This window comes from Affinundibacterium flavidum, from assembly GCF_014284175.1.
GTDB lineage: Bacteria > Pseudomonadota > Gammaproteobacteria > Burkholderiales > Burkholderiaceae_D > Undibacterium > Undibacterium flavidum.
The window spans coordinates 26,182-52,282 of the sequence record NZ_JACOGA010000025.1 but is presented as its reverse complement, the minus strand read 5'-3'; the positions used below and the strand labels follow the sequence as shown (position 1 = coordinate 52,282).

At 49.2% G+C, this 26,101-nt stretch carries 16 protein-coding genes and 1 CRISPR repeat array (1 of these 17 cut by a window edge); of the genes, 11 read left to right on the top strand and 5 right to left on the bottom strand.

The window, feature by feature from the left end; translation table 11 throughout:
* Positions 1-504 precede the first annotated feature (504 nt).
* Positions 505-1,865 (top strand): IS3 family transposase gene (locus tag H8K55_RS19920; RefSeq protein ID WP_186943824.1). Its coding sequence is split into 2 segments (ribosomal slippage): positions 505-984 and positions 987-1,865, totalling 1,359 coding nucleotides; the frame shifts between segments, so codons are not numbered across the junction.
* A 65-nt stretch (positions 1,866-1,930) separates the two neighbouring features.
* On the opposite strand, the gene H8K55_RS19915 is transcribed toward H8K55_RS19920, so the two are convergent.
* Positions 1,931-3,358 (bottom strand): Gfo/Idh/MocA family protein, encoded by a 1,428-nt coding sequence (locus H8K55_RS19915; RefSeq protein WP_186943823.1) that lies wholly within the window; start codon positions 3,356-3,358, stop codon positions 1,931-1,933.
* A 329-nt stretch (positions 3,359-3,687) separates the two neighbouring features.
* Here H8K55_RS19915 and H8K55_RS19910 point away from each other — a divergent pair, with 329 nt between their 5' ends.
* From H8K55_RS19910 to H8K55_RS19900, 3 genes are all read left to right on the top strand, one after another.
* Positions 3,688-4,101 carry a PaaI family thioesterase gene (locus H8K55_RS19910; protein WP_186943822.1) on the top strand — a complete coding sequence of 138 codons (414 nt, stop codon included), beginning with the start codon at positions 3,688-3,690 and terminating at the stop codon, positions 4,099-4,101.
* 211 nt (positions 4,102-4,312) lie between these two features.
* Positions 4,313-5,044, top strand: a complete 732-nt coding sequence (locus H8K55_RS19905) for a substrate-binding periplasmic protein (RefSeq protein WP_186943821.1) — start codon at positions 4,313-4,315, stop codon at positions 5,042-5,044.
* A 27-nt stretch (positions 5,045-5,071) separates the two neighbouring features.
* Positions 5,072-5,458, top strand: a complete 387-nt coding sequence (locus H8K55_RS19900; RefSeq protein ID WP_186943820.1) for a RidA family protein — start codon at positions 5,072-5,074, stop codon at positions 5,456-5,458.
* 106 nt (positions 5,459-5,564) lie between these two features.
* Here H8K55_RS19900 and H8K55_RS19895 read toward each other — a convergent pair whose 3' ends face one another.
* Positions 5,565-6,146 carry an ATP-dependent Clp protease proteolytic subunit gene (locus tag H8K55_RS19895; RefSeq protein WP_186943819.1) on the bottom strand — a complete coding sequence of 194 codons (582 nt, stop codon included), beginning with the start codon at positions 6,144-6,146 and terminating at the stop codon, positions 5,565-5,567.
* 396 nt (positions 6,147-6,542) lie between these two features.
* Between H8K55_RS19895 and H8K55_RS19890 the strand changes: the two genes are divergently transcribed.
* Genes H8K55_RS19890 through ygiD form a run of 4 tightly spaced genes read left to right on the top strand, consistent with a single transcriptional unit; the run spans position 6,543 to position 9,075 of the window.
* A complete protein-coding gene (locus tag H8K55_RS19890) occupies positions 6,543-7,028 on the top strand; it encodes a GNAT family N-acetyltransferase (RefSeq protein ID WP_230408734.1) in 486 nt (161 codons plus the stop codon).
* Positions 7,029-7,036: 8 nt separating this feature from the next.
* The gene (locus H8K55_RS19885; RefSeq protein ID WP_186943818.1) at positions 7,037-7,519 is read left to right on the top strand and encodes a hypothetical protein; all 483 of its coding nucleotides are present in this window, start codon (positions 7,037-7,039) and stop codon (positions 7,517-7,519) included.
* Positions 7,520-7,542: 23 nt separating this feature from the next.
* On the top strand, positions 7,543-8,244 hold the full coding sequence (locus tag H8K55_RS19880; protein ID WP_186943817.1) for an aspartate/glutamate racemase family protein: 702 nt from the start codon (positions 7,543-7,545) through the stop codon (positions 8,242-8,244).
* Between the two features lie 30 nt (positions 8,245-8,274).
* Positions 8,275-9,075: a 4,5-DOPA-extradiol-dioxygenase gene (ygiD, locus tag H8K55_RS19875; RefSeq protein WP_186943816.1), complete on the top strand. Its 801-nt coding sequence runs from the start codon at positions 8,275-8,277 to the stop codon at positions 9,073-9,075.
* Between the two features lie 52 nt (positions 9,076-9,127).
* Here the strand turns inward: ygiD and H8K55_RS21960 are convergent, their stop codons facing one another.
* Positions 9,128-9,979: a hypothetical protein gene (locus H8K55_RS21960; protein ID WP_186943815.1), complete on the bottom strand. Its 852-nt coding sequence runs from the start codon at positions 9,977-9,979 to the stop codon at positions 9,128-9,130.
* 300 nt (positions 9,980-10,279) lie between these two features.
* On the opposite strand from H8K55_RS21960, the gene H8K55_RS19865 reads away from it, so the two are divergent.
* Together H8K55_RS19865 and H8K55_RS19860 are read left to right on the top strand one after the other, a co-directional pair.
* Entirely contained in the window at positions 10,280-10,738 is a 459-nt protein-coding gene (locus H8K55_RS19865; protein WP_186943814.1) for a MarR family winged helix-turn-helix transcriptional regulator, read from the top strand.
* A gap of 90 nt (positions 10,739-10,828) precedes the next feature.
* Positions 10,829-12,040, top strand: a complete 1,212-nt coding sequence (locus H8K55_RS19860; RefSeq protein ID WP_186943813.1) for an MFS transporter — start codon at positions 10,829-10,831, stop codon at positions 12,038-12,040.
* 28 nt (positions 12,041-12,068) lie between these two features.
* Here the strand turns inward: H8K55_RS19860 and H8K55_RS19855 are convergent, their stop codons facing one another.
* Both H8K55_RS19855 and H8K55_RS19850 read right to left on the bottom strand, forming a co-directional pair.
* Positions 12,069-13,493 carry a serine/threonine-protein kinase gene (locus H8K55_RS19855; RefSeq protein ID WP_222612553.1) on the bottom strand — a complete coding sequence of 475 codons (1,425 nt, stop codon included), beginning with the start codon at positions 13,491-13,493 and terminating at the stop codon, positions 12,069-12,071.
* A gap of 342 nt (positions 13,494-13,835) precedes the next feature.
* Positions 13,836-15,962, bottom strand: coding sequence for an SPFH domain-containing protein (locus H8K55_RS19850; RefSeq protein ID WP_186943812.1), 2,127 nt, complete (start codon positions 15,960-15,962; stop codon positions 13,836-13,838).
* 379 nt (positions 15,963-16,341) lie between these two features.
* Here H8K55_RS19850 and H8K55_RS19845 point away from each other — a divergent pair, with 379 nt between their 5' ends.
* Entirely contained in the window at positions 16,342-18,753 is a 2,412-nt protein-coding gene (locus H8K55_RS19845) for a DEAD/DEAH box helicase (protein WP_186943811.1), read from the top strand.
* Positions 18,754-19,013: 260 nt separating this feature from the next.
* A CRISPR array of direct repeats spans positions 19,014-26,101; the repeat unit is 37 nt; unit sequence GTTTCAATCCACGCCCGATCAGATGACCGGGCGAATC (it continues 2,727 nt past the right edge of the window).

Below are 26,101 nucleotides of genomic sequence, written 5' to 3'. Positions count from 1 at the left end.
TTCAATCAACTTAGATCGTCGTCGATCCGAAAGATTCTATGAACTTCCGACAAATATGTCTAAATCTTGCAGTCATCTGCGTTTTCATAAGTGCAAATGTAAGTGCAAGCGCAGAGTATGATTCCATACTCAATCAAATGGACTTTAACAAGCCATTAAGAATCGAATTCAATCTTGTAACGGAAAAATATTCGCAAGGACTCAAGTTATGTCAATTAAAGACCCCGCAGAAGTTTGAATGCAAGCTGAAAGTTTCTATCTCATCCACGAAAAGGGAACTTAGTGAAGTGAACTTCAAAACACAAAGCATTTTCACGCGAGCAGAGCTCGAAGAGTTAATCAAAACAACCAAAAAAGAATTTGAGTCTTACGGTAAATTTACGGTGACATTGCAACAAGAAACCACTATCAAGTAGTTTTCAGAAGTTCACCAATACATAAGAAAAGCGCACGAACTAGTGAACTGAACCCCAATAGTTGGACACCAACTATTGGGGTTTTTTAATGACTAAAAATACAGATGAATTCAAATACCAAGTAGTGCAAGAGTACTTGGATGGGCCGCTGGGATACAGTGGATTGGGCGAGAAATACGACTTGAATCACGAAACGATTAGGCGCTGGGTTGGTTGGTACCGAGCGCACGGTATTGAAGGAATCAGAAAGAAATTCACGCATTACAGTGCAGAGTTCAAATTGTCTGTGCTAACTCATTTATGGGACAATGCTTTATCTTACGGTCAAGCTGCAGCACATTTCAATATTCGCAACTCAGGCATTTTTGCGCAATGGATACGCCTTTATCGCGAAGGCGGGCTTGATGCTCTACAACCACGCCGCAAAGGAAGACATCGATCTATGTCAGCCCCAATAACTAAGCCAAGTGAAGATCAGGAACAAATACCGCTATCTCAAGAAGCGCTACTCAAAGAACTCAATCATTTGCGTTTGGAGAATGCCTATCTAAAAAAGTTGCAAGCCTTGGTTCAGGCAAAGCAGAAACTAGCGCAAGAGAGAAAGCGCAAATAGTCGATGAACTAAGGCAGCAATATCCGATCGCACAGGTGCTCGAGGTGGTTGGTATGGCACGCAGTACGTTTTACTACCAACACAAACAATCGCTCCTCGAGGATAAGCATGCTGTGATCAAACAACGCATTCGCGCCATCTATGACAAGCATCATGGTCGCTACGGCTATCGTCGCGTGACGGCGGCAATACGACAATTAGGGGAATTAATTAACCACAAAACGGTGCAACGATTAATGAAGTTGTTGGGATTAAAATCCTTGGTACGCCCCAAGAAATATCGTTCGTTCCAAGGCAATATTGGCTTGGCTGCGCCAAATCTATTGCAACGAGATTTTAAGGCTAGCGAGGCAAATCAAAAGTGGGTAACCGACGTGACGGAGTTTAATGTCGCTGGTGAGAAGCTTTATCTATCACCGATTTTAGATTTGTTTAATGGCGAAATCATTGCCTTTGAAACGGCAAAAAGACCCGTTTATAAAATGATTGATACTATGCTCAACCAAGCTTTTAAACGACTATCGCCAAAGGATAAACCGATCTTACATTCTGACCAAGGCTGGCAATATCGCATGCACGCTTATCAAGCCTCACTACAATCAAAAGGTCTTATGCAAAGTATGTCACGCAAAGGAAATTGCCTCGACAATGCTGCGATGGAGAGTTTCTTTGCTGTGTTGAAAACAGAATTCTTCTATTTAAATCAATTCACCAGCGTCGAACAACTTGAGCAAGGTATCAAAGAATACATTCGCTACTATAATCAAGACCGAATCAAACTTAAACTAAAAGGGCTGAGTCCTGTGCAATACAGAAATCAGCCCTTGAATGCCTAACTAACAAACTGTCCAACTTTTTGGGGTCAGTTCACTAGCCATGCGCTCTTTTTGTCTGCAAGATATCAAGCAATAATTTTCAAAGGATTCGTACTCTTCCAATCGCCACGTGTGAAATCTGGGAAGACTTGTGAATTGCCATCTTCCGCGACCGATTTTTCACTTAACGGGCCAACTGCTGACCAGAAGCAGCCTTCATAGACGTTTTGATCGAGTGCGTCGCCTTTGCGCAGACATTCAATAATACGGTAGAGCATCAAGAAATCCATACCGCCATGCCCACCCATTTTTTTCGATAGCTCACCCAAGCGCACGTACAGCGGATGCTCATATTTGGCGGCGATATCTTCCCATTCTTTGCCTTCCGCCCATTTATGATAATTGCTGGTAATGCCCTCGACCGAAATCCGGTTAGGGAACCCAGCTAATACACCATTCACTCCCATGATCATATTGTGACGAGAATATGGACGCGGTGTGGTTTCATCCCACTGCACCATAATAGTTCTGCCCAAGCCTGTTTTGATGATAGACGTATTTAAATCACCGCCTTTGAAATCAAGTTCTTTAAACGCTGGTGAAGTCAGTTTGGTCGATTTTTTCGCATACGCGGCACGACCTTTGGCTGGTGATGAAAAGGATGAAATACGGCCAAACGTGTCTTCACCACGCGCCAGGTTCATGTATTGTGCGACAGGGCCTAAGCCGTGCGTAGGGTACAAATTACCGTTCCGTTTAGCGTACTCAAAAGTGCGCCAAGAACCAGTCGAATCACCGTTTTCCATTTGAAAGCGTAAAGCATGAATATACGATGCTTCTCCATGCAATAAGTCGCCTAGTACACCTTGTCGTACCATGTTCAAATACAGTAATTCTTCGCGGCCGTAATTCACGTTTTCCATCATCATGCAATGACGTCCCGTGGCTTCAGACGTATCAACGATATCCCACATGTCTTTCAGCGTAGTCGCAATAGGCACCTCAACAAAAGCGTGCGCACCGGCTTGCATAGCGGCGATCGCCATCGGTGCGTGCAAACTCCATGGCGTATTGATGAAGACGGCATCGGGCTTGGTTTCGGCCAGCATCTTGCGCCAGCCATTTTCGTCGCCGCTATACACTTTGGGTGTATGACCAAATTTGCTGACCGCTGCTTCGGATTTTTTGGCACGCGCTTCGACCACATCGGCAATACCAACAAACTGCACACCTTCGATCCCCGCCAACTGTGCCGCATGACCGGAACCACGTGCGCCGACACCAATGATGGCGACTTTAACTTGCGCCAAAGGGCTTGCACGAAAATCACCCATGTACTTGGATTTGGCGGCACGCTTAGTGGTACCAGTGTTGGCACCTGAGGTAGATGCGTCACTCTGTGCCTGCGCGGTGTTGCTTATGCTACTCAAGCCAGTCAAACTGGCGAGGCCGGCGGTCAGGCTACTGACGCTTTGCAAAAAGCCACGACGGGAAGCGGTAGTCGAAGATGTCATCGTTGTTGTCCTATTTTTGTAATTACGTGAATTGCCCAATACGAGACCTGTGCACAACTACTGCGCGGCCGAATTTTGAATCTCCGGTACTCGCTGTGCTCTAGCACAGGTCCGTTCCTCAATTCAAACTTCGACCGCTCGCGACTTTGTGCAGAGGTCTCATACTGCACTATGATGCTGATGTCGGTAAATTCTACCGAAACACGACACAGACAACAGCGATTAATATTCAAGGCTACCTTTAGTTAAATTTAAGGAGTCTTCTTTTCACGATTTTTACTAGCTGTGCCAGAATCATTAACACTCTAACCGCTTGATTCAATTTCCTTATGTCAAAGCCAACTTTAGCGCAATTACAAGATTTTCTGCGGTCAGAATTCCCACAAAGCAGTGTGACACTCGAGTCCATCAGTGATTCTGCGACTTGGGTACGTCAGAAGGTCGATAGCACGCATTTACGGCCAGGCGGGACAGTCTCTGGGCCAGTCTTGATGGCCGTCGCCGATGTTGCGATGTACTTAGGCTTACTGGCAGAAATCGGCATCGTACCGCTCGCGGTCACGACCAATCTCAGCATCAATTTTTTACGCAAACCCGCAGCTGATCGCGATATTTTGGGTGAGTGCCGCTTACTCAAGGTAGGCAAAACCTTGGCAGTTGGCGAAGTCTCGCTCTACTCTGAAGGTGACACAGAACCTGTTGCCCATGTCGTCTGCACTTATGCAATCCCACCACCAAAATAAGAGCGTAAAGATAACAGCACAAAGATCATCATCTACTTCATTAAAGCCGCATTAAAATCGCGTAGCGAGTTTTGTTTTTAATCTAGCTAATCATTTATATCATTCACGCTTATCAAGCTGAAGATAGCTTTTGACAAGCCAGAAACAAGTTCGTATGCTTCGCTTGCCACTTGGAAATTTTGTTGGCTTGTCAGATTTTTTAGATTGCATGATGAAACACAGTCGCCTTCGATTCTTCGCCTGTTTTACCTTACTCTGCGCGGCTACGCAGGCAGGGGCGGCGGATCCACTCAAACTTCTGTATGAAATTCGCGAACCCATGTCGTATCGCGATAGTCGCGGCAAATTGACCGGATTAGCGATCACGCCAGTGACCCAAGCCATGGACAGTGCTGGCATCAGCTATGCATGGGTAGAAACGCCATTCAAACGCCAACTCAGCTTGGTCGAAGCGAACGACGAAGCGGTCTGTGCAGTCGGCATGTTCAAAAACAAAGAACGTCAGAAATTTGCCAAATTCAGTCTAGCTGTTTTGCGCGACACGAATCGGCCGTCAATCATGTTGGCACACAAAGATTTTCAACCCGACAAGAATCTGGATTTAATCCATGCGCTCAGCCTCCCCGGCATCAAAATGCTCAAGAAAGACAATGCCTCGTATGGCAGCGTACTCGATGACGCAATTGAGCGTTCGCGTATTGCTATCGTGACGACCACAGCAGAGTCGAAAAATATGGCGATGATGATTGCTGCCAAACGTGCTGATTTTATTTTTGTGCCGGAAGAAGAAGCCTTGAATATGATCCGATCGATTCCGAATGGCGATCAACTCCATATTTTCAAACCACTGGGCATGCCGCAAGGGCCGGAGCGTTTTCTAATGTGTAGTCAGTTAGTGTCAGATGAGTTAATTCAAAAATTTAACAAAGCGCTGCCGAAATAAATATTCACTTTCTCATAGGCCAAGTTCATGTCCAGACAACGTATCAGCTCAGGCTCCAGCTTCGAAGAAAACATAGGCTACTCACGTGCTATCGTGCAAGACAATTGGGTATTTGTCTCCGGCACTACCGGATTTGATTACGCGACGATGACGATAGCCGACGATATCGTGACGCAAACTGATCAGTGCCTAAAAAACATCGTCGCGGCATTAGCGCAAGCTGACGCAAGTTTGGCGGATGTGGTCAGAGTCAATTATGTCGTCCCAGACGCTTCTGAATTTCCTGCCTGCTGGCCAGTCTTACGCGCTTACTTTGGCGAGATACGCCCAGCCGCGATGATGATATCTGCGGGATTAGCGGATCCACGCATGAAAATAGAAATCGAAGTCACGGCGATTAAGCAAATGTCTTAACACTGCCGAAGTTTCCACAAAAAAACGGGAAGATCAAATCTTCCCGTTTCTTTATGTGTATTTATGTGTATTAACTTTATTTGTATTGCTGCAGACTCGCAAGCAATCAAGCATCCAGCTCGTTCTGTTTCACAATAATCCGTGACACCAAACCATACTCTTGCGCTTCCACCGCACTCATCCAATAATCACGCTCAATATCGTTGGTAACGCGCTCTAAAGTTTGACCAGATTCTTTCGCGATCAAAGCCGCAATCCGTTCGCGGATTTTAACAATTTCACGTGCTTGGATTGCGATATCCGTTGCCTGACCACCAGCACCACCACTAGGTTGATGAATCAGAAAACGCGTGTTTGGCAAACAAACACGGCGCTCTTTTGGCACAGCCAAAAAGACATTGACCGCAGCGCTTCCGACCCAACCTGTGCCCACAACACGTACTGGTGCTTCAATAAAGCGGATCATGTCATGAATCACGTCACCCGACTCTACGTGTCCACCTGGTGAAGATACCAACAAAGTAATTGGCTCTTTCGACTCTGCCGACAATGCGATCAGGCGCTTACTCACTTCTGCCGCTAATTTATCGTTGATCGTGCCAAACACTAATACGGTGCGCGATTTAAACGCTTTTTCTTCCAAAAATGGACTAGCGGCTGGTGCTTGTTTTTCGTTTTCTTCGGACATAAGACTTTCTCACTGAAACAATAATGGACTAAACCGACATGCTACTCGATTTTGCGGGCGTTGCGCTCTACTGCACCTAGGTTTTTCATCTTGTCATTGATCGATCTACGCCTTGCATTTCTACGTCATCAATTAATCGATCAGCCTGAGGTGCGCAATAACCTAAGCTTGCGCCATGCTCGTGTCTCTCAACATCGTCCACGAAAAGTAATAAGAAAACCATTCTAATAAGCCAGCTAAGCATACCAAACTGAACTCAAATTGCCGGAAATCTCTCGATGAACCTATGCTTAAGGGCAAGTAGGTATATGAAACTCGCTATCAGCGATCCATAAAATGACATTGCTCACGATAATTTATCGCATAATGTATCGGTAAATGTTGTCAGTAATCAGAATGCCATCTCATCCAAACTATTTTATGCAAATACGCCCAGCTCACATTGATGATGCTGATATCATCAGCCATTTGGTACATAGCGTTGTCAGCTATTTCACGATTCATCCTGATGGACGTGGTGCCGAACAATTTTTCGACACCATTACACCACTGGCGATGGCACAAAGGCTGCAATCGACCCAATTTCAATATTGGGTAGCGCTCAATACCGAACAACAGATTATCGGCGCTATCGGCATCCGCGACAACACGCATCTTTACCATTTGTTTATCGCTCCCGAGCAACATCGTAAAGGCTACGCCAAACAATTATGGCTGCATGCAAAACAGGCTGCCTTAGCAAGGGGTAACCCCGGTGAATTCACCGTCAACTCTTCACTCTATGCAGAAAAAATGTACCGCGGATTTGGCTTCGTACCCACCGCGGAAAAACAAGAAATGCATGGACTGGCTTTCATTCCTATGCGACTGCTTGAAGTTTAATCCAACCTATGATCACACAGCTCACGTCACAACGACAACATACACGGTACAGTACATTCATCGCTAGTTTGCTTGTGATGGTTTGCACTGCAATTCCACTTCAAGCGCAGGTCTTAACCCAAACCGATAAAGATCTCGGACACGGCTATCACCTTCAAGAATCACGACAGATCAATGTAGCGGGACGCTGGCATAGCGATCACAGTTTCAAATTTCTGTATTTCGAAAAACGTCATCTATGTCAATGCACAGAATTTAGTATCGCCGACGATGGAAAGTTCGCGATCTATCAAGTCAACGGCTCTAAAGAAATCATGAGCTTTGAGCGGGATAAAAATAAAGTGCGCGGACATCCTAAACTACCGGCTGGAAAATTAGTACAAGTAGTGTGGGGCAAGAATCCCAAGAAAGTAGAACTACATATTTTACCGCCGGAAGCTGCTGCGACTGAGCTCGATAAGATCATCAAGAAAACGCTGTCCCTGCGTTAAAAAAGAATTCGGAAAGTATGCGGATGAAAACCCTAGGCTTAATCGGTGGCATGAGTTGGGAATCGACGATTCCTTATTATCGTCAAATTAATCAAACTGTGAAGCAACATCTCGGTGGTCTGCATTCGGCCAAAGTGATTATCTATAGCGTGGACTTTCATGAAATTGAAGCCCTGCAACGCAGTGGCGACTGGGATCAAGCTGGCAAGATCTTAGCCGAGACAGCGCAAAGCCTAGAACGTGCTGGTGCCGACATGCTGATCTTGTGTACGAACACCATGCACAAAGTTGCGGGCGCGATTGAAGCTGCGGTGAAGATTCCCTTGTTGCATATTGCCGACCCAACTGCCAACGAGATCAAAGCACAAGGCTTACACAAAGTCGGCTTGCTCGGCACTCGCTTTACGATGGAACAAGCATTTTATAAAGATCGCTTACAAAGCCAGCATGGCCTTCAAGTCCTGACTCCCGATGCAAGCGATAGAGATATCGTACATCGCATCATCTACGAAGAACTTTGCCTGGGAACGATCCTTACATCCTCGCAACAAGATTACATCCGCATCATGAACGATCTGGTGCAACAGGGTGCGCAAGCGATTATTCTGGGCTGTACCGAGATTTCATTGCTGGTGCAGGCGGAGCACGCGAGTGTGCCTTTATTCGACACCACGGCTTTACACGCACATGCTGCAGCCGAATGGGCTTTGCGCGACAATACGTAAATACTTAATCATTTTCGATCTGGAGTCGTCATGTCTGCACGCCCACAACCCGCCATCTTCCTCGGTCATGGTAGCCCTATGAATGCGCTGGAGGACAATCAGTTCACGCGAGCATGGCAAACTCTGGGACAAGGCTTTGGCAAGCCTAAGGCGATACTGATGATTTCGGCGCACTGGATGACTTCGGCAGTCGCTGTTACCGCCATGACGCAGCCGAAAACAATACATGATTTTGGTGGATTTCCACCTGCGCTATTCGCCATGCAATATCCGGCACCCGGAGATCCCGTACTCGCACAGCGGGTCGCGGACATGCTGGCACCATTGGCTGTGCATCAAGATCATAGCTGGGGATTGGATCACGGCACCTGGTCAGTTTTGGTAAAAATGTATCCCGATGCCGATGTGCCTATCGTGCAGTTGAGCTTAAATTTAAATGAAGACGAAGCCTTCCATTATGCATTGGGGCAAAAGCTGGCAGCCTTGCGAGATGAAGGTGTGATGATCATCGCCAGTGGAAATGTGGTTCACAACTTACGCCGTCTCGATCCACGTGCGAGTGGAAATAATAGCGGGTTTGAATGGGCGCATAATTTTAATAATGCGATCCGTACTGCAATTGAACAACGTGACTTTGCAGCAGTAGTCAACTATCAGCAATTTGGACAAAGCGCCGAATTATCGGTGCCCACAGTCGAGCATTATTTACCTTTGCTCTACGTGTTAGGCGCGGCTAACGCCAACGATCAAATCGAGATACTGTGCGATGAGTTGGTGATGGGTTCCATCAGTATGATGTCTGTGGTCGTGCACGCGGAAACCTCGGTGTAGGCCAGTACGCCAACTCGGCAAGCATGAAGGCCTCGGGCTCGAACGGTCAGACCTAGCGTTTAGGCTTCGCGAATTCTGGGAATTCTTCCAGCATAAATGCTTCGAGTTCGGCGCTGTCTTCAACCCGTGCCGACAAATTGACCACGCGACCGAGACGGTTCGATTCCCAACGGAAATCGCCTTTGTAATGGGTGCGGATAATCTCTATCATCTTGCGTACCATTGCCAGATCCAAATTGCCACCAAGGCCGGCATCGACTTCTATAGTTTGCTTCCAGCCATTGGTATTTACCTTCCAACCACGGAAAGTGAAGGTTCCAACTCGCACACTCTTACTGACAATTTGGAACACCCCGCTGGTACCGTCCTGACCGCTAGCTTGCTGCATACTACGACGCACATTGGCTTCTGCAATTTGCTGCGCGCTTAAGCCGCGCTGTCCTTGCTCAGCGGCGCGATTCTCGGCAGCCGCTGTCGCCTCGGCTTGTTGGCGGCGCTCACGTGCGGCATTCAGCATGGCGGCCATATCGGGCACATCTTCGTATTTTTTTGGCGGCTCGACTACGAGATTGGGGTCAACAATCGCATTCGGATTGGGCGGTGTCGTGATTGATCTCTTGGACGGACTGGATTTTACTGGCTGCGACTTCACTACCTGTTTTTTGGGAAGAGGCTCGCCTTTTTTGACTTGCTTGAGTTTCTCCATGATAAACACCATGGGTCCGCCTACCGGTTTGCCATTTTGAATATCCGCCCGGATTTTCAACATCAAGTAGAAAAATAAGGCATGCATCAGCAAGACAAGCGAGATCGCGATCAGACGGCGTGGCCTGATCCTTAGCTGGATAAAAATAACACCCTGTTCGTCTAGCTCGCGCTCTCTTGCGTTTGTGTACAACTTCATGCGTTCTGATTCAAATTGCTTAGCTAATGGTGAAAACTGCACATGGAAATTTCGTCGAAACTTCTTGGAAGTCCGCAAGGATACCTCAATCTGAGCGGACTGCTTGTATCAAAGCATTGCAGAAGAGAGATTTACTTACAAATTGCCTATGGAAAATTCGTGCCGGCACAGCCTTAAGCCACAAGCACAACGCATACGCAAGCTTAGGGCCTGTTGACATATATTTAAATCGTTGTGATTGACAACGAAAAATCATCGGTCTATGATTTGGTTGTCAGTCACAACTAAATTCATTTCACTATGCAAGCCTTAGATTCCTCCGGCTCACTGGTACGAGAAGTCAGCCGTTTGTTTGTGCGTTCGCAGCGGGCTCAGACTGCTTGTGTCGATGGCGCGTCAAACGTGCAATGTCATGTGTTGACCGAATTATTACGCGTCGACGGGATTACCCAGCAAGCCTTAGTCGAACGTTTATCGCTGGATAAAGCTTGGATCAGTCGCGCAGTTGAATCGCTAGTCAGCGATGGTGTGGTATCGAAACTCCCTAACGAGCAAGATAAACGCAGTGTACAACTGAGCCTGACACCGCTAGGCCGGGTACGCGCCGAGAAATTGGAAAATGCCTTGAACGCCCACGCGGCGCAAGTCTTTAATTTAATTCCCGAAGACAAACACGCCCAGCTCGCCGAATCTTTACACATTTTGATTGATGCCTTGCGCCAAAATCCTTTTGTTGGAAATAGCGATAGTACCAATTAGCATTTCTTTGCAAACGATCTCCCCTTTGGGCGACTTCGAACGACTTCAAGCGCACGTCCGCCACACTTTGCGCAACAGACTCAGGATACGATGTTTAAGCACCCTTCTCGCTACAAAACCATAGGCATACTCGCGGTCACGCAAATTCTGTCTTGGGGCATGTTGTATTACACCTTCACCATTCTTGCACCGGCTATCCAAAAAGACACGGGTTGGCATCCTGAAATGATTTTTGGTGCGTTTTCCTGGAGTCTGTTAGTCGCCGGAATGATCGCCCGTCCAGTTGGCGCTTTTCTGGATAAACGCGGTGGCCGACTGGTAATGAGTAGTGGTTCTGTCGTATGCGCCTTAGGCTTGTGGATGCTCAGTAGCAGCCATACAATGTGGATGTATTTTCTGGCATGGTCAGTACTCGGGGTGTCGATGGCATTAACGCTGTATGAAGCCGCCTTCACCACCATCATTCAAGAATTTATGGCCGATAGCCGTCGTGCGATTTCCACATTGACGCTATTTGCCGGCTTTGCCAGTACGATATTTTGGCCGCTCACTTTGCAGTTAAGCCATCACTGGAATTGGCGTGAAATTTTGCTGTTCTATGCAGCACTTCAATTATTTATTTGCTTTCCTTTGCATACGCAATTAAATCCACGCCGCACTGCAGAGTCAACACCCAACCCCGCCTCTAAAACCGCACAACAACAAACAAGCAGTAAGACCGATCTCAGTTTAAAAGAAGCGCTACAACATCGCGCCTTTTGGAAATTAGCATTGGCGTTTGCCGCGAATAGTTTTATTTTCTCCGCACTCTCCGTGCATTTAATTTCGCTCCTAGTACGCGATGGACATAGTGCAGTATTAGCAGTCACGCTAGCGGCGTGGATAGGTCCCGTACAAGTCGCTGGCCGTATCGCTGAAATGACTTTCGCGCGTCATCTCTTACCACAGAGTGTCGGCAAATTTGCGTTCTCGGCATTACCAGCGGCACTACTCGTTTTACTGTTCTTTGGTCAGCAAGCCTGGATCGTTGGACTGTTTTGTCTGCTGTATGGATTAAGCAATGGGATCATGACGATAGTACGTGGCACGATTCCCCACGCCTTATTCGGATCAGAAAATTATGGTGCGATTTCAGGTGCTATCTCTGGCCCTGCACTGGTAGCGAAAGCGGCTGGCCCTTTGCTGTTGGCATTGTTGATGGAAACAAATAACGCTGCGCTGCCCGCCTTGACGGTAGTGTTTCTATTTTCCGTCATTTCTTGCTTGCTGTTTTTCGCTGCGATTGCTGCCAGCCGACGTTGATCGATATGAACTGCAATGCCTACAACAATCAGAGGGGCTGACCGCGCTCTTGACTAAGTCCTGCCAAATAGCGCTGTGCATCTTCCCAGCTGACATTGCTGACCTGTACCCGGTCTAGAGATTCTGTTTGTGAGTTCTCGCCCGGAGTGGTTGGTGATGGACGTAATTTCTCCGCCTTCTTACGTCGCTCCAATTGTCCCAATTGCTCCAAACGCTCAACGTCGCGCAGGCGTTTTTGTTTTTCGACCAGTGCGTGCAAGGCGGCGGATGCTTGCTGCCGCCTCTGCGATTCCCACTCTTTGCGCAAACGCCTTTGCTCTGCCCGCTGTTGTGCTGCGAGATCGAGTGGCGATTGGGAAGCTATCACCTCGGTGCGCAGTACGGCATCCGTCTGCTTGGTTTGCTGAACCTGCAGAAGATTCATGGATGCCGACATCGCTTCTAACAAGGCCAATGCACTATCCGGCCGCTCGCTGACGGCGTATGCAAAGCCACTTTGCAAAACTCGCCATTGCGCCGCATTTAAGCCTGCCGCTTGTTTGGCCTGTTGCTGCGGATGACGATATTCACCAAACGGCAAGACACCTTCTAATAACTGATAAATCATGACCGCCATGGCATACACATCTAAAGCAGGCGTGAACTGCGCAGACTGATTGCCGGCTTCCGGTGCGCGATAACCGGCTGTCCCTGCATGGGGAGAACGATCATTGGCTAGCCCTGAAGTATGTGCACCAGAATTGGTTTGATTATGCATACGCACCAAACGTGCTGAGATTCCAAAATCGAGCAACTTGACCTGACCTTGCTTGGTTAACAGTAAGTTGCTGGGTTTTAAATCTCTATGTACTAGTTTGTGTTTATCCCACGCATAGTGCAAGGCATGTGCAACTGGTAGCAGCATTTGCAGTACTTGCGGCCATGTACAGCGCTGATGTTTGCGCAGATAACTATCGAGATCTTCACCATCTAAATATTCCATCATTATGAAATAACTATTGGTCGCCGGATCCCGTCCCCAGTCATACACGCGGACAATATGTTCATGCGCGAGCTTGCGCACTAAAGAAGCTTCTTCAATCAGCAAGCGTGTGTGCAAGGTACTTTGACTAAGTTGTGCCGGTAGGATTTTTAGTGCTAATTTTTCGCTGTGCCCTAAGGCGGCTTGTGTAGCGAGATCAGTAACTTGCCAGACTTGTCCCATCCCGCCCTGGCCGAGCAGGCGCTCCAACTTGTAACGCTTAGACTGCGCTCCAATTTCTTGCCCGGCAATAAACCCCAGATCAGTGTCATCGCCCGATGCCTCTTGGTTTAGATTCGCACTCAATCGGCCATTCGGTGCAAATTCATTATCGAGGATGGCGTTTTTTCTTTGCTCAAACTCGTGCTGACTGAGTAAGCCCTCATTCAACAGATCACGCAATTCTCGAATTTTTTGTAAAGGCTTTTGCATGATTTTAACTAAAAATGAGCGACATCATTTTCACACTGGCGCATAGGTATCTACACAAGTTCAATAGCTCAAAAAACTTACACACATACGCCCTTCTCCCGCAAGCGACCAGTTGCAAATACTAGATTAGTGACGAGGGAAGGCTGACAGGTGAAATGATATTGCATCTGTACATTCTGAATAAAACGAACGACATTCAATCAGCATTTCGTCAACCTGAACTTCCCTCACCCCAACCCTCTCCCGCCTGCGGGAGAGGGAGTTTTATCCCAATCTCGACTTGTGTAGATACGTATGTAGATACCTATGACAGCAGAGCTTAGTTTCAACTCAACTACGACTTCATTTTTGCCCACCAAATTGCCAGGCACTGCGTTGCTGTCCAAGTCCCTGCGCCAACGTCAAATCAATCTGATGTCGTCTTTGCAGATCTGCTTCTCTTTGTTCGCGCTCGTCATTCAAACGTTCTTGCAGCATTTTCATCGCGTGTTCTAAGCTCATGCCTTGCTGTATCTGCGCCATCGCACTCATCGCCTGCGCTGCATGGGCAGATTGCCCGGCTTGTGTAGCCAAAATTTGCTCTGCACTCATACTCGCCTGCGTCTGCAATTTCATGATGTCTGCCAAGGCATTTGCATTGGCAGCTTCGACAGTAGCGATTTTGCCGGTTTCGCTAAAGTTGGCAATCGCACTCATACGTTCGATTTCCGCTTTTGCTAAAGACAATTGATGATCTCGCTCTGCTTGTACCACTTGCAGTTGCCGGTCTTGCGCCTGCTGTTCAAAGCGTCCATGTGCTTCTATGGTGCGTAATAGTTTCTCTTGCTGCGCCAATGCGCGTGCGTGTTCTTCTTGCCTTTGCAGACTCAGTAATTGATCGCGCGTTTGTGCGACTTGCAAATCGGTATCGACATCTTTGATCCGCGCTTCACGTTGCAGATCACGTTGGCGTTGTTGATGTAATTCTTGCTCCCAATCTTGCATACGCTGAAATTCGCGCGCTCTGACTTCAGTTTCCAGACTGATCGCGATCAAGCGATTTTTTTGACGCTCATCTTCCAGCTCTTGCTCTGCTTGTTGCTGCCGCAGTTTTTGTTCACGTTGCGCTTGTGTGGCACACTGCGCCACTTGTTGTTGCTCATGTTGATCAGCAATCAAATACGACTGCGCAATCTCGTGTTGCAATTGATTTTTTTGAATTCGCTGGGCGATTTCTTGTTGCAATAATTGTGCTGCTTGCTGACTATGTAATTGCGCCAATTCAGATTCAGAACGCATTTTGATGCGCGCCAAAGTCCTTAGATGCAACCATTGATCCGCTTCATTCTGACGTTGTTCGGATTGATTCTTTAACGTGTGTTCAAGCGCGTGTATGGTTTCTGCTGCACCACGGTCTAGCGCTTGCTGGCGCGTTGCGGCTTCGGCGACTTGCGCATACAAATCTAATTCACGCAAACGTATGGTTTGTAAACGCTCGGCCTCATCTTGCTGCAACTTAGCGCGGCTCAGGCGTTTCTTGGCTTTGTCATGTTCACCCTGCAAATACAGCCAGCCCAAATCTTTGCCAAATTGCTGACGCATTTCTTCATGTCGATAACGCAGTCTGACCTGCTCTTCTTGCTTACTAATTCTTTGCCATTCACGTTCGCTATACGCGGCATCGGCAAGCTTGCCTTGCTCTACCTGCTGTTGCTGCGCATCGAGCTGCAAACCCTTCAAAGTAGTTTGCTCGCTGAGTTTTTCGCGTTCGGCAGATAACTTTTCATGACGAATTTCTTGCGTCGTGATTTCAGTCGCGGCAAATCCATAATTGCCCAATTGCTGATTCATACCCGTCAACAAATGTTCATTAAATTGCTGGTGCAAAATCGCCTGATCCTGGATTGCGCGCAGGCTTTGCGTACTAAGCCAAACTTGCATAGTTTGCTGCAACATAGGCTGCAATAATTCTTCTAACTGACGGGTCGTCAAGCTGCCCGCGACGCCCATAAAATGTCGTGCAAATTGTTCCGCATGCTCAATTTTGATACGCATTAAACAGCTGACTTTTACCGGCAAAAATTCACTCGTATGTAAGCCTTCTATTGCGAAGTGCAAGGCAAAAGGTAAAGAGCGCGTGATCAAAATTTGTAAGGGATTCTCTTGATCTAAAGCGTGCGTCTTACGCTGTAAACCTGCGACATCGTAATCTCCCGCAAACAACTCCAGGCTACGTCCATTTTGCAAAACAAAAGCCCGTGCCCGCGCAGGGATTTGGAAAGCGCTTTGCGTCAACTTACTGATAGAGCGTAAAGAGAAAAACAGCGCCACTTCGTCATCCGCCGGCAACCAATGTTGTTGGCGCATGATGGCCTGGTGCGCAGGGCTCCCCAATTGCAATCCACATTGCGCGCAAAAATCTGTGCTCGCCGGATTCTCATGATCACAGCGCACGCACTTTATTTTAGACAAACCAAATAGCTTGAGCATACCCAACTCCATCCTGCCAGAACAACACTAAAAACCTACTAAAACCCACCTTGCATTGAGGAAAAAGAATAGCATTCGGCCTCAAATTGATAGGCTCGAATAGAAGGAGAAAAGTCTTTCAAATCGGGATTAGTGACGTTTAGACATCCCGCAAAGAAATCTGCTGCGAACATGAGGATTTCGCGCAAAAATATTCTTTTAACATGTCGAAGCAGCCCATTTAAGCCTTATTTAGGCCCTAAATAAGCTTTTTTAGAGCCAAATAGTGAAAGCAATTAGGTAGAAACGGCAGGTAAGAGTAAACTACGGCCTTATGCTTTTTTGCATCCTGTGAAAAACGCGCCTCTTGTACCCGATGTTCCTCTAGTGAGCCCGCCCCATGTCTGAAGCCCAATTATCCCCGACTATCACCTTTGCCGATCTGCAATTGAGTGAAGCCATCCAACGCGCCCTGAGCGACGTTGGCTACGAATCGCCATCGCCGATTCAAGCTGCAACCATCCCTACTTTATTAGATGGCCGTGACGTTTTAGGTCAGGCACAAACCGGTACTGGTAAGACGGCAGCGTTCGCACTGCCGATTTTATCGAATATCGACATCCGTCAAACCGCACCACAAGCACTGGTCTTAGCGCCGACGCGTGAATTGGCGATTCAGGTGGCAGAGGCGTTTCAGACTTACGCACGTTATATTCCGGGTTTTCATGTTCTTCCGATTTATGGCGGCCAAAGCTATGGCCCGCAATTATCTGCGCTGCGCCGTGGTGTGCACGTCGTAGTCGGTACGCCAGGTCGCGTGATTGATCATTTAGACAAAGGCTCACTCGACTTATCCCAACTCAAAACTTTGGTGTTGGATGAAGCCGATGAAATGCTGCGTATGGGTTTTATCGACGACGTAGAACGTATCTTGCAAGAGACACCAGAAGGTCATCAAACCGCGCTGTTCTCCGCGACCATGCCATCCGTGATCAAACGCATTGCGCAAACTTATTTGAACAAGCCAGCCGAAATCACGGTCGCAGCAAAAACCGGCACCGCCGACAATATTCGCCAACGCTATTGGTTAGTCAGCGGCATGCACAAGCTCGATGCCTTGACACGTATTCTGGAAGCCGAAACTTTTGATGGCATGATCATCTTCGCTCGTACCAAACTCGGTACTGAAGAACTCGCTTCCAAATTAGCCGCACGTGGTTTCTCCGTCGCCGCGATCAATGGCGATATTCAACAACAACAACGTGAACGCACGATTCAACAACTCAAAGACGGCAAGATTGATATCTTGGTCGCGACTGACGTTGCCGCCCGCGGTCTGGACGTAGAACGTATCAGCCATGTGGTCAACTACGACGTACCGCACGATCCAGAAAGCTACACACATCGTATCGGCCGTACTGGTCGTGCAGGTCGTAGCGGCGAGGCGATTTTGTTCATCACACCGCGTGAAAAAAATCTCTTAAAAGCCATCGAACGTGCGACACGTCAACCAGTGTCACCATTGGAATTGCCAACGATACAGGCGGTTAACAATGTACGTATTTCACGCTTCAAAGATCAGATCACTGAAACTTTAGCGCAAGGTGAACTCGAACAATTCTTAAACGTGATCGCCGAATACGAAAGCGAACACAATGTACCCGCATTTGAAATCGCGGCAGCATTAGCGAAAATGGCACGTGGCGATGAGCCACTACTGCTCGACAAAAATAAACGCGAAGTTAAAACAGATGACAGCTGGCGCGATGAAGCTCCTTCGCGTGGCAGCCGCACCGAACGCGGTGATCGTCCCGTACGTGGCGATCGTGGCGACAGCAATGAGCGTGGCAACAGATTTGGCGACCGCAGTGATCGCGAAAGCCGCGGCCCACGTCGTGAGCACAGCCCACGCACAGCAGAACCAGGCATGCGCACTTTCCGCATCGCAGTGGGTCATGAACATGGCGTTAAACCAGGCAATATCGTTGGCGCGATTGCGAACGAGGCGAACATCGATTCTAAACATATCGGCCGCATCGACATCTACGACGATTACACAGTATTAGATCTGCCAGAAGATTTGCCAAAAGATATGCTGGCACATCTAAAGAGCGTACGCGTCGCAGGCCAAGCACTCAACATCCGCGCCGATGGCGAAGCGGCCAGCAGCAACGAAGAAGCACCACGCAAGTTTAGTGAACGTGCGGAACGTAGCGAACGTACGGAACGCGCACCACGTGCCGAACGCACTGAGCGCACCGAACGTAGTGATAGTTTCGAAAAGAAATCAGACCGCAGCAAACTCGACAAAGTAGTCGAACGCGCAGCCACGTTCCCAGCCGATGAAGCCCCAGCCAAAGCCGACAAAAAACGCGCAGACAGCAAAGGCAAAGTCGCCATCCCTATGCAAACCTTCCGCATCGAAGTCGGCAAACAACACGCCGTCACACCGGGCAATATCGTCGGTGCAATCGCGAATGAAGCAGGCTTAGATGCGAAGTTAATCGGCCACATCGGTTTATTTGATGACTACTCAACAGTCGACCTACCAGTCGGCATGCCAAAAGACATCCTCACGCATTTAAAAGGCGTGTGGGTCGCAGGTAAAAAACTAGACATCAAAGAAATCGGCAGCAGCACGATGTTGGTTAACGCAAAACCGGTGCCACTGAAAGAACGCATCACTGGCGGCAATCGCCGTGTAGCTGAAAAAGATGCAGCGCCACGAGCGAAGAAACCCGTGACAGCACGAGGTGGTAGCGGTGGGCGTTTTGAGAATGTGAAACCGGCTAGTAAGGCTAAGAAGTATTAATTTGGTGATGCCATCTATAGAGCTACATCAAATTGTTTGAACCCATCGAGTTCGGTGGGTTCAAACTCAGTTTTATTGATACATTTTCATTCTCAGATTTAAGTATCGATGTTCATTACCGTTTTGACTCGGCATCAGTTCTCGTGTAACCAAGTGACCGGACGAATTCTACATTGACTGCAATTGTTTTATTCGCCACCGAAATAGTTATATAACCAGGCGAATTGTGCATGGATACAGAACTTCAACAACGGCAATCAGTTTCAATCCACGCCAGATCAGATGACCCGGCGAATCTACCAATGCCGATCATAGACTCGCCACGTACTCGGTTTCAATCCACGCCCGATTAGTTGATCGGGCGAATCCCCGGTACGAGTAAAGTCATCATTCTGTACAACGAGTTTCAATCCACGCCCGATCAGATGACCGAGCGAATCGAAAACCGATCAAAGTTTAGCTGGCTACATTCGCGTTTCAATCCACGCCCGATCAGATGACCGGGCGAATCCGTTATCGGTTGACAGTTATTGCTACTCGATGTCGTTTCAATCCACGCCCGATCAGATGACCGGGCGAATCTCAATCCAAAATCTAAATGGGGATGGTGGCAAGAAGTTTCAATCCACGCCCGATCAGATGACCGGACGAATCATTCCTAGGTTGGTAGGGGCTATCGTCGATCAGGTGTTTCAATCCACGCCCGATCAGATGACCGGGCGAATCGGTAATTCCTTTCAAGTGGTTAAGGTGCTACTGAGTTTCAATCCACGCCCGATCAGATGACCGGGCGAATCGGTAATTCCTTTCAAGTGGTTAAGGTGCTACTGAGTTTCAATTCACGCCCGATCAGATGACCGGGCGAATCGTGCCTCCAACTGATCCACGCCGCCGATTACACGTTTCAATCCACGCCCGATCAGATGACCGGGCGAATCTGTAAGTATGGTGTGCTGCAAGGTCGATTTGCCTGTTTCAATCCACGCCCGATCAGATGACCGGGCGAATCTCGACATCAGCAGAGCGACGTATGGACGTTATTTGTTTCAATCCACGCCCGATCAGATGACCGGGCGAATCCTCATTCAGGGTGAAGCACCAAATTTAACGGTAGTTTCAATCCACGCCCGATCAGTTGATCGGGCGAATCTTTGCGAGCCGAGTGCAGCAGCAGCTTTACTCATGTTTCAATCCACGCCCGATCAGTTGATCGGGCGAATCCATACAAAGCCTGCAAGCCACCGCCGAACTGATTGTTTCAATCCACGCCCGATCAGTTGATCGGGCGAATCTGCCTGACGAAACTGTGACCGCGCCCGATACGCCCGTTTCAATCCACGCCCGATCAGTTGATCGGGCGAATCGTGATGCGACCATTTCATGTACATCTCATAAAGATGTTTCAATCCACGCCCGATCAGTTGATCGGGCGAATCGAAGTACCAAGACCGATGATAGTGACGAAGACCGAGTTTCAATCCACGCCCGATCAGTTGATCGGGCGAATCTTTCGCAATCATCCATCGTTACAGCTTGCCACGTGTTTCAATCCACGCCCGATCAGTTGATCGGGCGAATCGCCAGCGATAGCGAGGCTTGGCGTTCTGAGTGTGTTTCAATCCACGCCCGATCAGTTGATCGGGCGAATCCGAGGAAGTGATTCAAGCGGGCGCGTCACGTGTGGTTTCAATCCACGCCCGATCAGTTGATCGGGCGAATCCCTACGAAAATAACTTGAAAGATAAAATCATGATGTTTCAATCCACGCCCGATCAGTTGATCGGGCGAATCCTGCCGTTCCCGTCGTGGCTTTCATTCGATCAAGGTTTCAATCCACGCCCGATCAGTTGATCGGGCGAATCTTTTTCGCACACATAAAGAGGTCTTGTTTTTTTGTTTCAATCCACGCCCGATCAGTTGATCGGGCGAATCGCGCCATTTTCTTTTCAAGCTTGCCCTTGATCGTGTTTCAATCCACGCCCGATCAGTTGATCGGGCGAATCTCTTGCACCAGTTCAACGCGAAGGCATGGAGTACGTTTCAATCCACGCCCGATCAGTTGATCGGGCGAATCGCGACACTCGCCAATGCGGCGAACCAAATAAACTGGTTTCAATCCACGCCCGATCAGTTGATCGGGCGAATCCACTCAACCCAAACCATTTTTGGATCGTACTCGTGTTTCAATCCACGCCCGATCAGATGACCGGGCGAATCCCGCAAGTAAATTCGCGCTCGAAGGGGTCAGCAAGTTTCAATCCACGCCCGATCAGATGACCGGGCGAATCCCTGAAGCGCCGGACAACGAAGCCGCGCTCGAAGGTTTCAATCCACGCCCGATCAGATGACCGGGCGAATCCCTGAAGCGCCGGACAACGAAGCCGCGCTCGAAGGTTTCAATCCACGCCCGATCAGATGACCGGGCGAATCTCACTTCTTTAGTGCGGGCAATCTGGTTTTTCGCGTTTCAATCCACGCCCGATCAGATGACCGGGCGAATCTTACACTTGCTTTTGTCGCGCAGTAAAGACAGATGTTTCAATCCACGCCCGATCAGATGACCGGGCGAATCATAGAATCATCATGCAATATGTCAACAAATATTAGTTTCAATCCACGCCCGATCAGATGACCGGGCGAATCACTATCGCCAATGGGCAATCGTCAATCCATACATGTTTCAATCCACGCCCGATCAGATGACCGGGCGAATCACTCTCAAGGCAAAGACAAGCCTACTATCTGGTGGTTTCAATCCACGCCCGATCAGATGACCGGGCGAATCTCGAAGAATTTGTTATCGATTGCATTTACAGTGATGTTTCAATCCACGCCCGATCAGATGACCGGGCGAATCCGTCAGTCCCCGCCGCCGATAATATCAGTGCGGTGTTTCAATCCACGCCCGATCAGATGACCGGGCGAATCTTCATGAATCGAGGGGACGCTTCTGCAAGAGAACGGTTTCAATCCACGCCCGATCAGATGACCGGGCGAATCCCGTGTAGAAGTTCTCGTGGCTGGCGATTATGTGTTTCAATCCACGCCCGATCAGATGACCGGGCGAATCGCTAAAGATTTGCATTTATACGCACTCCATTGTGAGTTTCAATCCACGCCCGATCAGATGACCGGGCGAATCAGGGGCAAAGTACCGCTTTTGGCGGGTGAAACTTTGTTTCAATCCACGCCCGATCAGATGACCGGGCGAATCGCAAAGATTCAATGCTTGCTAAATGGATAAAAGTGTTTCAATCCACGCCCGATCAGATGACCGGGCGAATCCTTAAAACTCGCGTGCGTTACAACATCATCAAAAAGTTTCAATCCACGCCCGATCAGATGACCGGGCGAATCGCCTTGGCAAGTGCTGCCCGGCCTGACTTCGTTAGTTTCAATCCACGCCCGATCAGATGACCGGGCGAATCTTCAGCGATCTTGCCGCCAAACGCGTGCCATGATCGTTTCAATCCACGCCCGATCAGATGACCGGGCGAATCGGCAGTTTGCGGAGTTTTGCCGCAAGCGTGACGAGTTTCAATCCACGCCCGATCAGATGACCGGGCGAATCCTATGCGTGCCGCTTGGTCTTCCGCCTCAAACTTGTTTCAATCCACGCCCGATCAGATGACCGGGCGAATCATGGCGCAAGGTGCATCGTGGTTCCGTTTAAACGGTTTCAATCCACGCCCGATCAGATGACCGGGCGAATCCGAATCAGTGCGGGGCAATCCGTGACATTAATTTGGTTTCAATCCACGCCCGATCAGATGACCGGGCGAATCGCGTAACGGCGCAGCCTGCGCCGATTATGATGCTGTTTCAATCCACGCCCGATCAGATGACCGGGCGAATCGCGTAACGGCGCAGCCTGCGCCGATTATGATGCTGTTTCAATCCACGCCCGATCAGATGACCGGGCGAATCCATCCGTTTTCATCGACTTTGATGCCGAAACCTAGTTTCAATCCACGCCCGATCAGATGACCGGGCGAATCGTGCGGGCGCAACGAAAGGCGCAGGGGCGGCACGGGTTTCAATCCACGCCCGATCAGATGACCGGGCGAATCGCAATATGCGCACGCCTGCCATTGTCGCATTTAAGGTTTCAATCCACGCCCGATCAGATGACCGGGCGAATCGCGCTGCCCATGAAGCCCGCCGCATTGGTCGGTAAGTTTCAATCCACGCCCGATCAGATGACCGGGCGAATCTTCCCTGTCCGCACGGTGCTAATGTTCGTCAACCAGTTTCAATCCACGCCCGATCAGATGACCGGGCGAATCGCCGCAGCAGGCGCAATGAAGGGTCCGACAACAGGTTTCAATCCACGCCCGATCAGATGACCGGGCGAATCTGCTGACGATTACAACGACAACGGCATGGTGCATGTTTCAATCCACGCCCGATCAGATGACCGGGCGAATCGCTTATTCTTTTCCGATTGCAGCACGGGGCAATATTGTTTCAATCCACGCCCGATCAGATGACCGGGCGAATCCAAAGCCTGCGCCCCTGTGCGTCCTTCGGTATGTTGTTTCAATCCACGCCCGATCAGATGACCGGGCGAATCATGCCGATGCCGATTTGCTTAAATACGGAGGTTATGTTTCAATCCACGCCCGATCAGATGACCGGGCGAATCTACCCAAACCATAAACACTACCAGCAACATAAGCTGTTTCAATCCACGCCCGATCAGATGACCGGGCGAATCATCAGCAGACCCTCGTCATCCTCAACGATATCGAGTTTCAATCCACGCCCGATCAGATGACCGGGCGAATCTCCAGTTGTCCGGTTTGTATGTTGGCCGTAATTTTGTTTCAATCCACGCCCGATCAGATGACCGGGCGAATCTTGGGGAAATTTTGCGGTTGCGCGCCGAAAACTGGTTTCAATCCACGCCCGATCAGATGACCGGGCGAATCTCGATGCGATTGCCGCCAGCATGTAGCATCATGCAGTTTCAATCCACGCCCGATCAGATGACCGGGCGAATCGCTAGGTAAGCCTGACGCACCAGCGGATTATCGAAGTTTCAATCCACGCCCGATCAGATGACCGGGCGAATCGTTACGCCATTTTCCAGGTTCAGGGCTGTTCTCAGGTTTCAATCCACGCCCGATCAGATGACCGGGCGAATCCCCCGCATCAGGCGTACCAGGTCGTACCCAATTCGTTTCAATCCACGCCCGATCAGATGACCGGGCGAATCGCATGGTTGTCGTGCTTCAAGACCAGGGTAATTTGTTTCAATCCACGCCCGATCAGATGACCGGGCGAATCACGCATGCCATCGATGTTCGATCAGACTCTGCGCGTTTCAATCCACGCCCGATCAGATGACCGGGCGAATCCACTTAAGCGCACTCAAGAACTCACGAATTGGATGTTTCAATCCACGCCCGATCAGATGACCGGGCGAATCGACTCAGCCTCTTGCTTAGTCAACTTCTCACGCTGAGTTTCAATCCACGCCCGATCAGATGACCGGGCGAATCCCGCGCCAGCGGCGTTGTGCAGCTTAGCAGAGCTGGTTTCAATCCACGCCCGATCAGATGACCGGGCGAATCCAATATCTTCGTTATAGCCAATAGCACGGTTGTAGTTTCAATCCACGCCCGATCAGATGACCGGGCGAATCCTGCGGTAATCGCTGACTACAACGACATCTTGAATGTTTCAATCCACGCCCGATCAGATGACCGGGCGAATCGCGTTGGATTTCCTGCATGACTTGCTTTTTTTGCTGTTTCAATCCACGCCCGATCAGATGACCGGGCGAATCCTGGTGCGGCAGTCATTGTGGCGACGGTGACAGAGTTTCAATCCACGCCCGATCAGATGACCGGGCGAATCGCCAGATTGATTTGCAATACCTAAAGGCTGATATGTTTCAATCCACGCCCGATCAGATGACCGGGCGAATCCAACGGATCCGGCGTTTCAATGATGCCGACAATTGTTTCAATCCACGCCCGATCAGATGACCGGGCGAATCTTGCTTGTTCTGTCAGTCCTGCTTGATAGCCATATGTTTCAATCCACGCCCGATCAGATGACCGGGCGAATCGTGAGTCAATCATTCAAACGCTCTACGAAAAAGGTTTCAATCCACGCCCGATCAGATGACCGGGCGAATCAGTCGATGCCGAGATACTTTGTCGCAAACAATGTTGTTTCAATCCACGCCCGATCAGATGACCGGGCGAATCCATCATCGTCTTTGCCTGGTAGTCCGTCCTTGTCTGGTTTCAATCCACGCCCGATCAGATGACCGGGCGAATCCGTGCCACAAAATCGTGTTGGTGAGCTGCATCCAGTTTCAATCCACGCCCGATCAGATGACCGGGCGAATCTTGTTTCTTCCATCCACTCGCTTGCTTACCAATTGTTTCAATCCACGCCCGATCAGATGACCGGGCGAATCGCGAGTCTGCGTTTTGATGCCATCCAATATTGCGCGTTTCAATCCACGCCCGATCAGATGACCGGGCGAATCAAGATGCGGTCAGTGGATGCAAGTCCTACAACGGAGTTTCAATCCACGCCCGATCAGATGACCGGGCGAATCGGTGGTGGATCAACTTCAGGCGCAGCAACGGCAGGTTTCAATCCACGCCCGATCAGATGACCGGGCGAATCATGCAGCCGCCTGACGATTGCGTATCTGTTGTAATGTTTCAATCCACGCCCGATCAGATGACCGGGCGAATCTCAAGCTGTTGGCGACCTTTCCCCGCCTGAGATAGTTTCAATCCACGCCCGATCAGATGACCGGGCGAATCGGAATCTCTGAGCTTCGTAAGGTCACAGTCTCAGGGTTTCAATCCACGCCCGATCAGATGACCGGGCGAATCCCCCTTGCTATTTTATATCGTGCTGGGGAAAATAAGTTTCAATCCACGCCCGATCAGATGACCGGGCGAATCGGCGATTCATCAGACCTTACACCATACCAAACCTGTTTCAATCCACGCCCGATCAGATGACCGGGCGAATCATGCAGCCGCCTGACGATTGCGTATCTGTTGTAATGTTTCAATCCACGCCCGATCAGATGACCGGGCGAATCCGTATGTTTGGATGAAAGACGCTTTGTTGCAAAAGTTTCAATCCACGCCCGATCAGATGACCGGGCGAATCATAAGCTTAGCGGTATTGCCAAGGACAATATAGCAGTTTCAATCCACGCCCGATCAGATGACCGGGCGAATCATGAATCTCATGGGTTACTTGCAACAAGACATTGAGTTTCAATCCACGCCCGATCAGATGACCGGGCGAATCTGAATCTCATGGGTTACTTGCAACAAGACATTGAGTTTCAATCCACGCCCGATCA

What these genes read in the sequence shown, in the direction of transcription:
- H8K55_RS19855 (WP_222612553.1), bottom strand. Translation starts at nt 13,493, where the DNA reads ATGCAAAAGCCTTTACAAAAAATTCGAGAATTGCGTGATCTGTTGAAT.
- H8K55_RS19860 (WP_186943813.1), top strand. Translation starts at nt 10,829, where the DNA reads ATGTTTAAGCACCCTTCTCGCTACAAAACCATAGGCATACTCGCGGTC.
- H8K55_RS19865 (WP_186943814.1), top strand. Translation starts at nt 10,280, where the DNA reads ATGCAAGCCTTAGATTCCTCCGGCTCACTGGTACGAGAAGTCAGCCGT.
- ygiD (WP_186943816.1), top strand. Translation starts at nt 8,275, where the DNA reads ATGTCTGCACGCCCACAACCCGCCATCTTCCTCGGTCATGGTAGCCCT.
- H8K55_RS19885 (WP_186943818.1), top strand. Translation starts at nt 7,037, where the DNA reads ATGATCACACAGCTCACGTCACAACGACAACATACACGGTACAGTACA.
- H8K55_RS19850 (WP_186943812.1), bottom strand. Translation starts at nt 15,962, where the DNA reads ATGCTCAAGCTATTTGGTTTGTCTAAAATAAAGTGCGTGCGCTGTGAT.
- H8K55_RS19890 (WP_230408734.1), top strand. Translation starts at nt 6,543, where the DNA reads ATGCCATCTCATCCAAACTATTTTATGCAAATACGCCCAGCTCACATT.
- H8K55_RS21960 (WP_186943815.1), bottom strand. Translation starts at nt 9,979, where the DNA reads ATGAAGTTGTACACAAACGCAAGAGAGCGCGAGCTAGACGAACAGGGT.
- H8K55_RS19895 (WP_186943819.1), bottom strand. Translation starts at nt 6,146, where the DNA reads ATGTCCGAAGAAAACGAAAAACAAGCACCAGCCGCTAGTCCATTTTTG.
- H8K55_RS19900 (WP_186943820.1), top strand. Translation starts at nt 5,072, where the DNA reads ATGTCCAGACAACGTATCAGCTCAGGCTCCAGCTTCGAAGAAAACATA.
- H8K55_RS19880 (WP_186943817.1), top strand. Translation starts at nt 7,543, where the DNA reads ATGAAAACCCTAGGCTTAATCGGTGGCATGAGTTGGGAATCGACGATT.
- H8K55_RS19845 (WP_186943811.1), top strand. Translation starts at nt 16,342, where the DNA reads ATGTCTGAAGCCCAATTATCCCCGACTATCACCTTTGCCGATCTGCAA.
- H8K55_RS19905 (WP_186943821.1), top strand. Translation starts at nt 4,313, where the DNA reads ATGAAACACAGTCGCCTTCGATTCTTCGCCTGTTTTACCTTACTCTGC.
- H8K55_RS19910 (WP_186943822.1), top strand. Translation starts at nt 3,688, where the DNA reads ATGTCAAAGCCAACTTTAGCGCAATTACAAGATTTTCTGCGGTCAGAA.
- H8K55_RS19915 (WP_186943823.1), bottom strand. Translation starts at nt 3,358, where the DNA reads ATGACATCTTCGACTACCGCTTCCCGTCGTGGCTTTTTGCAAAGCGTC.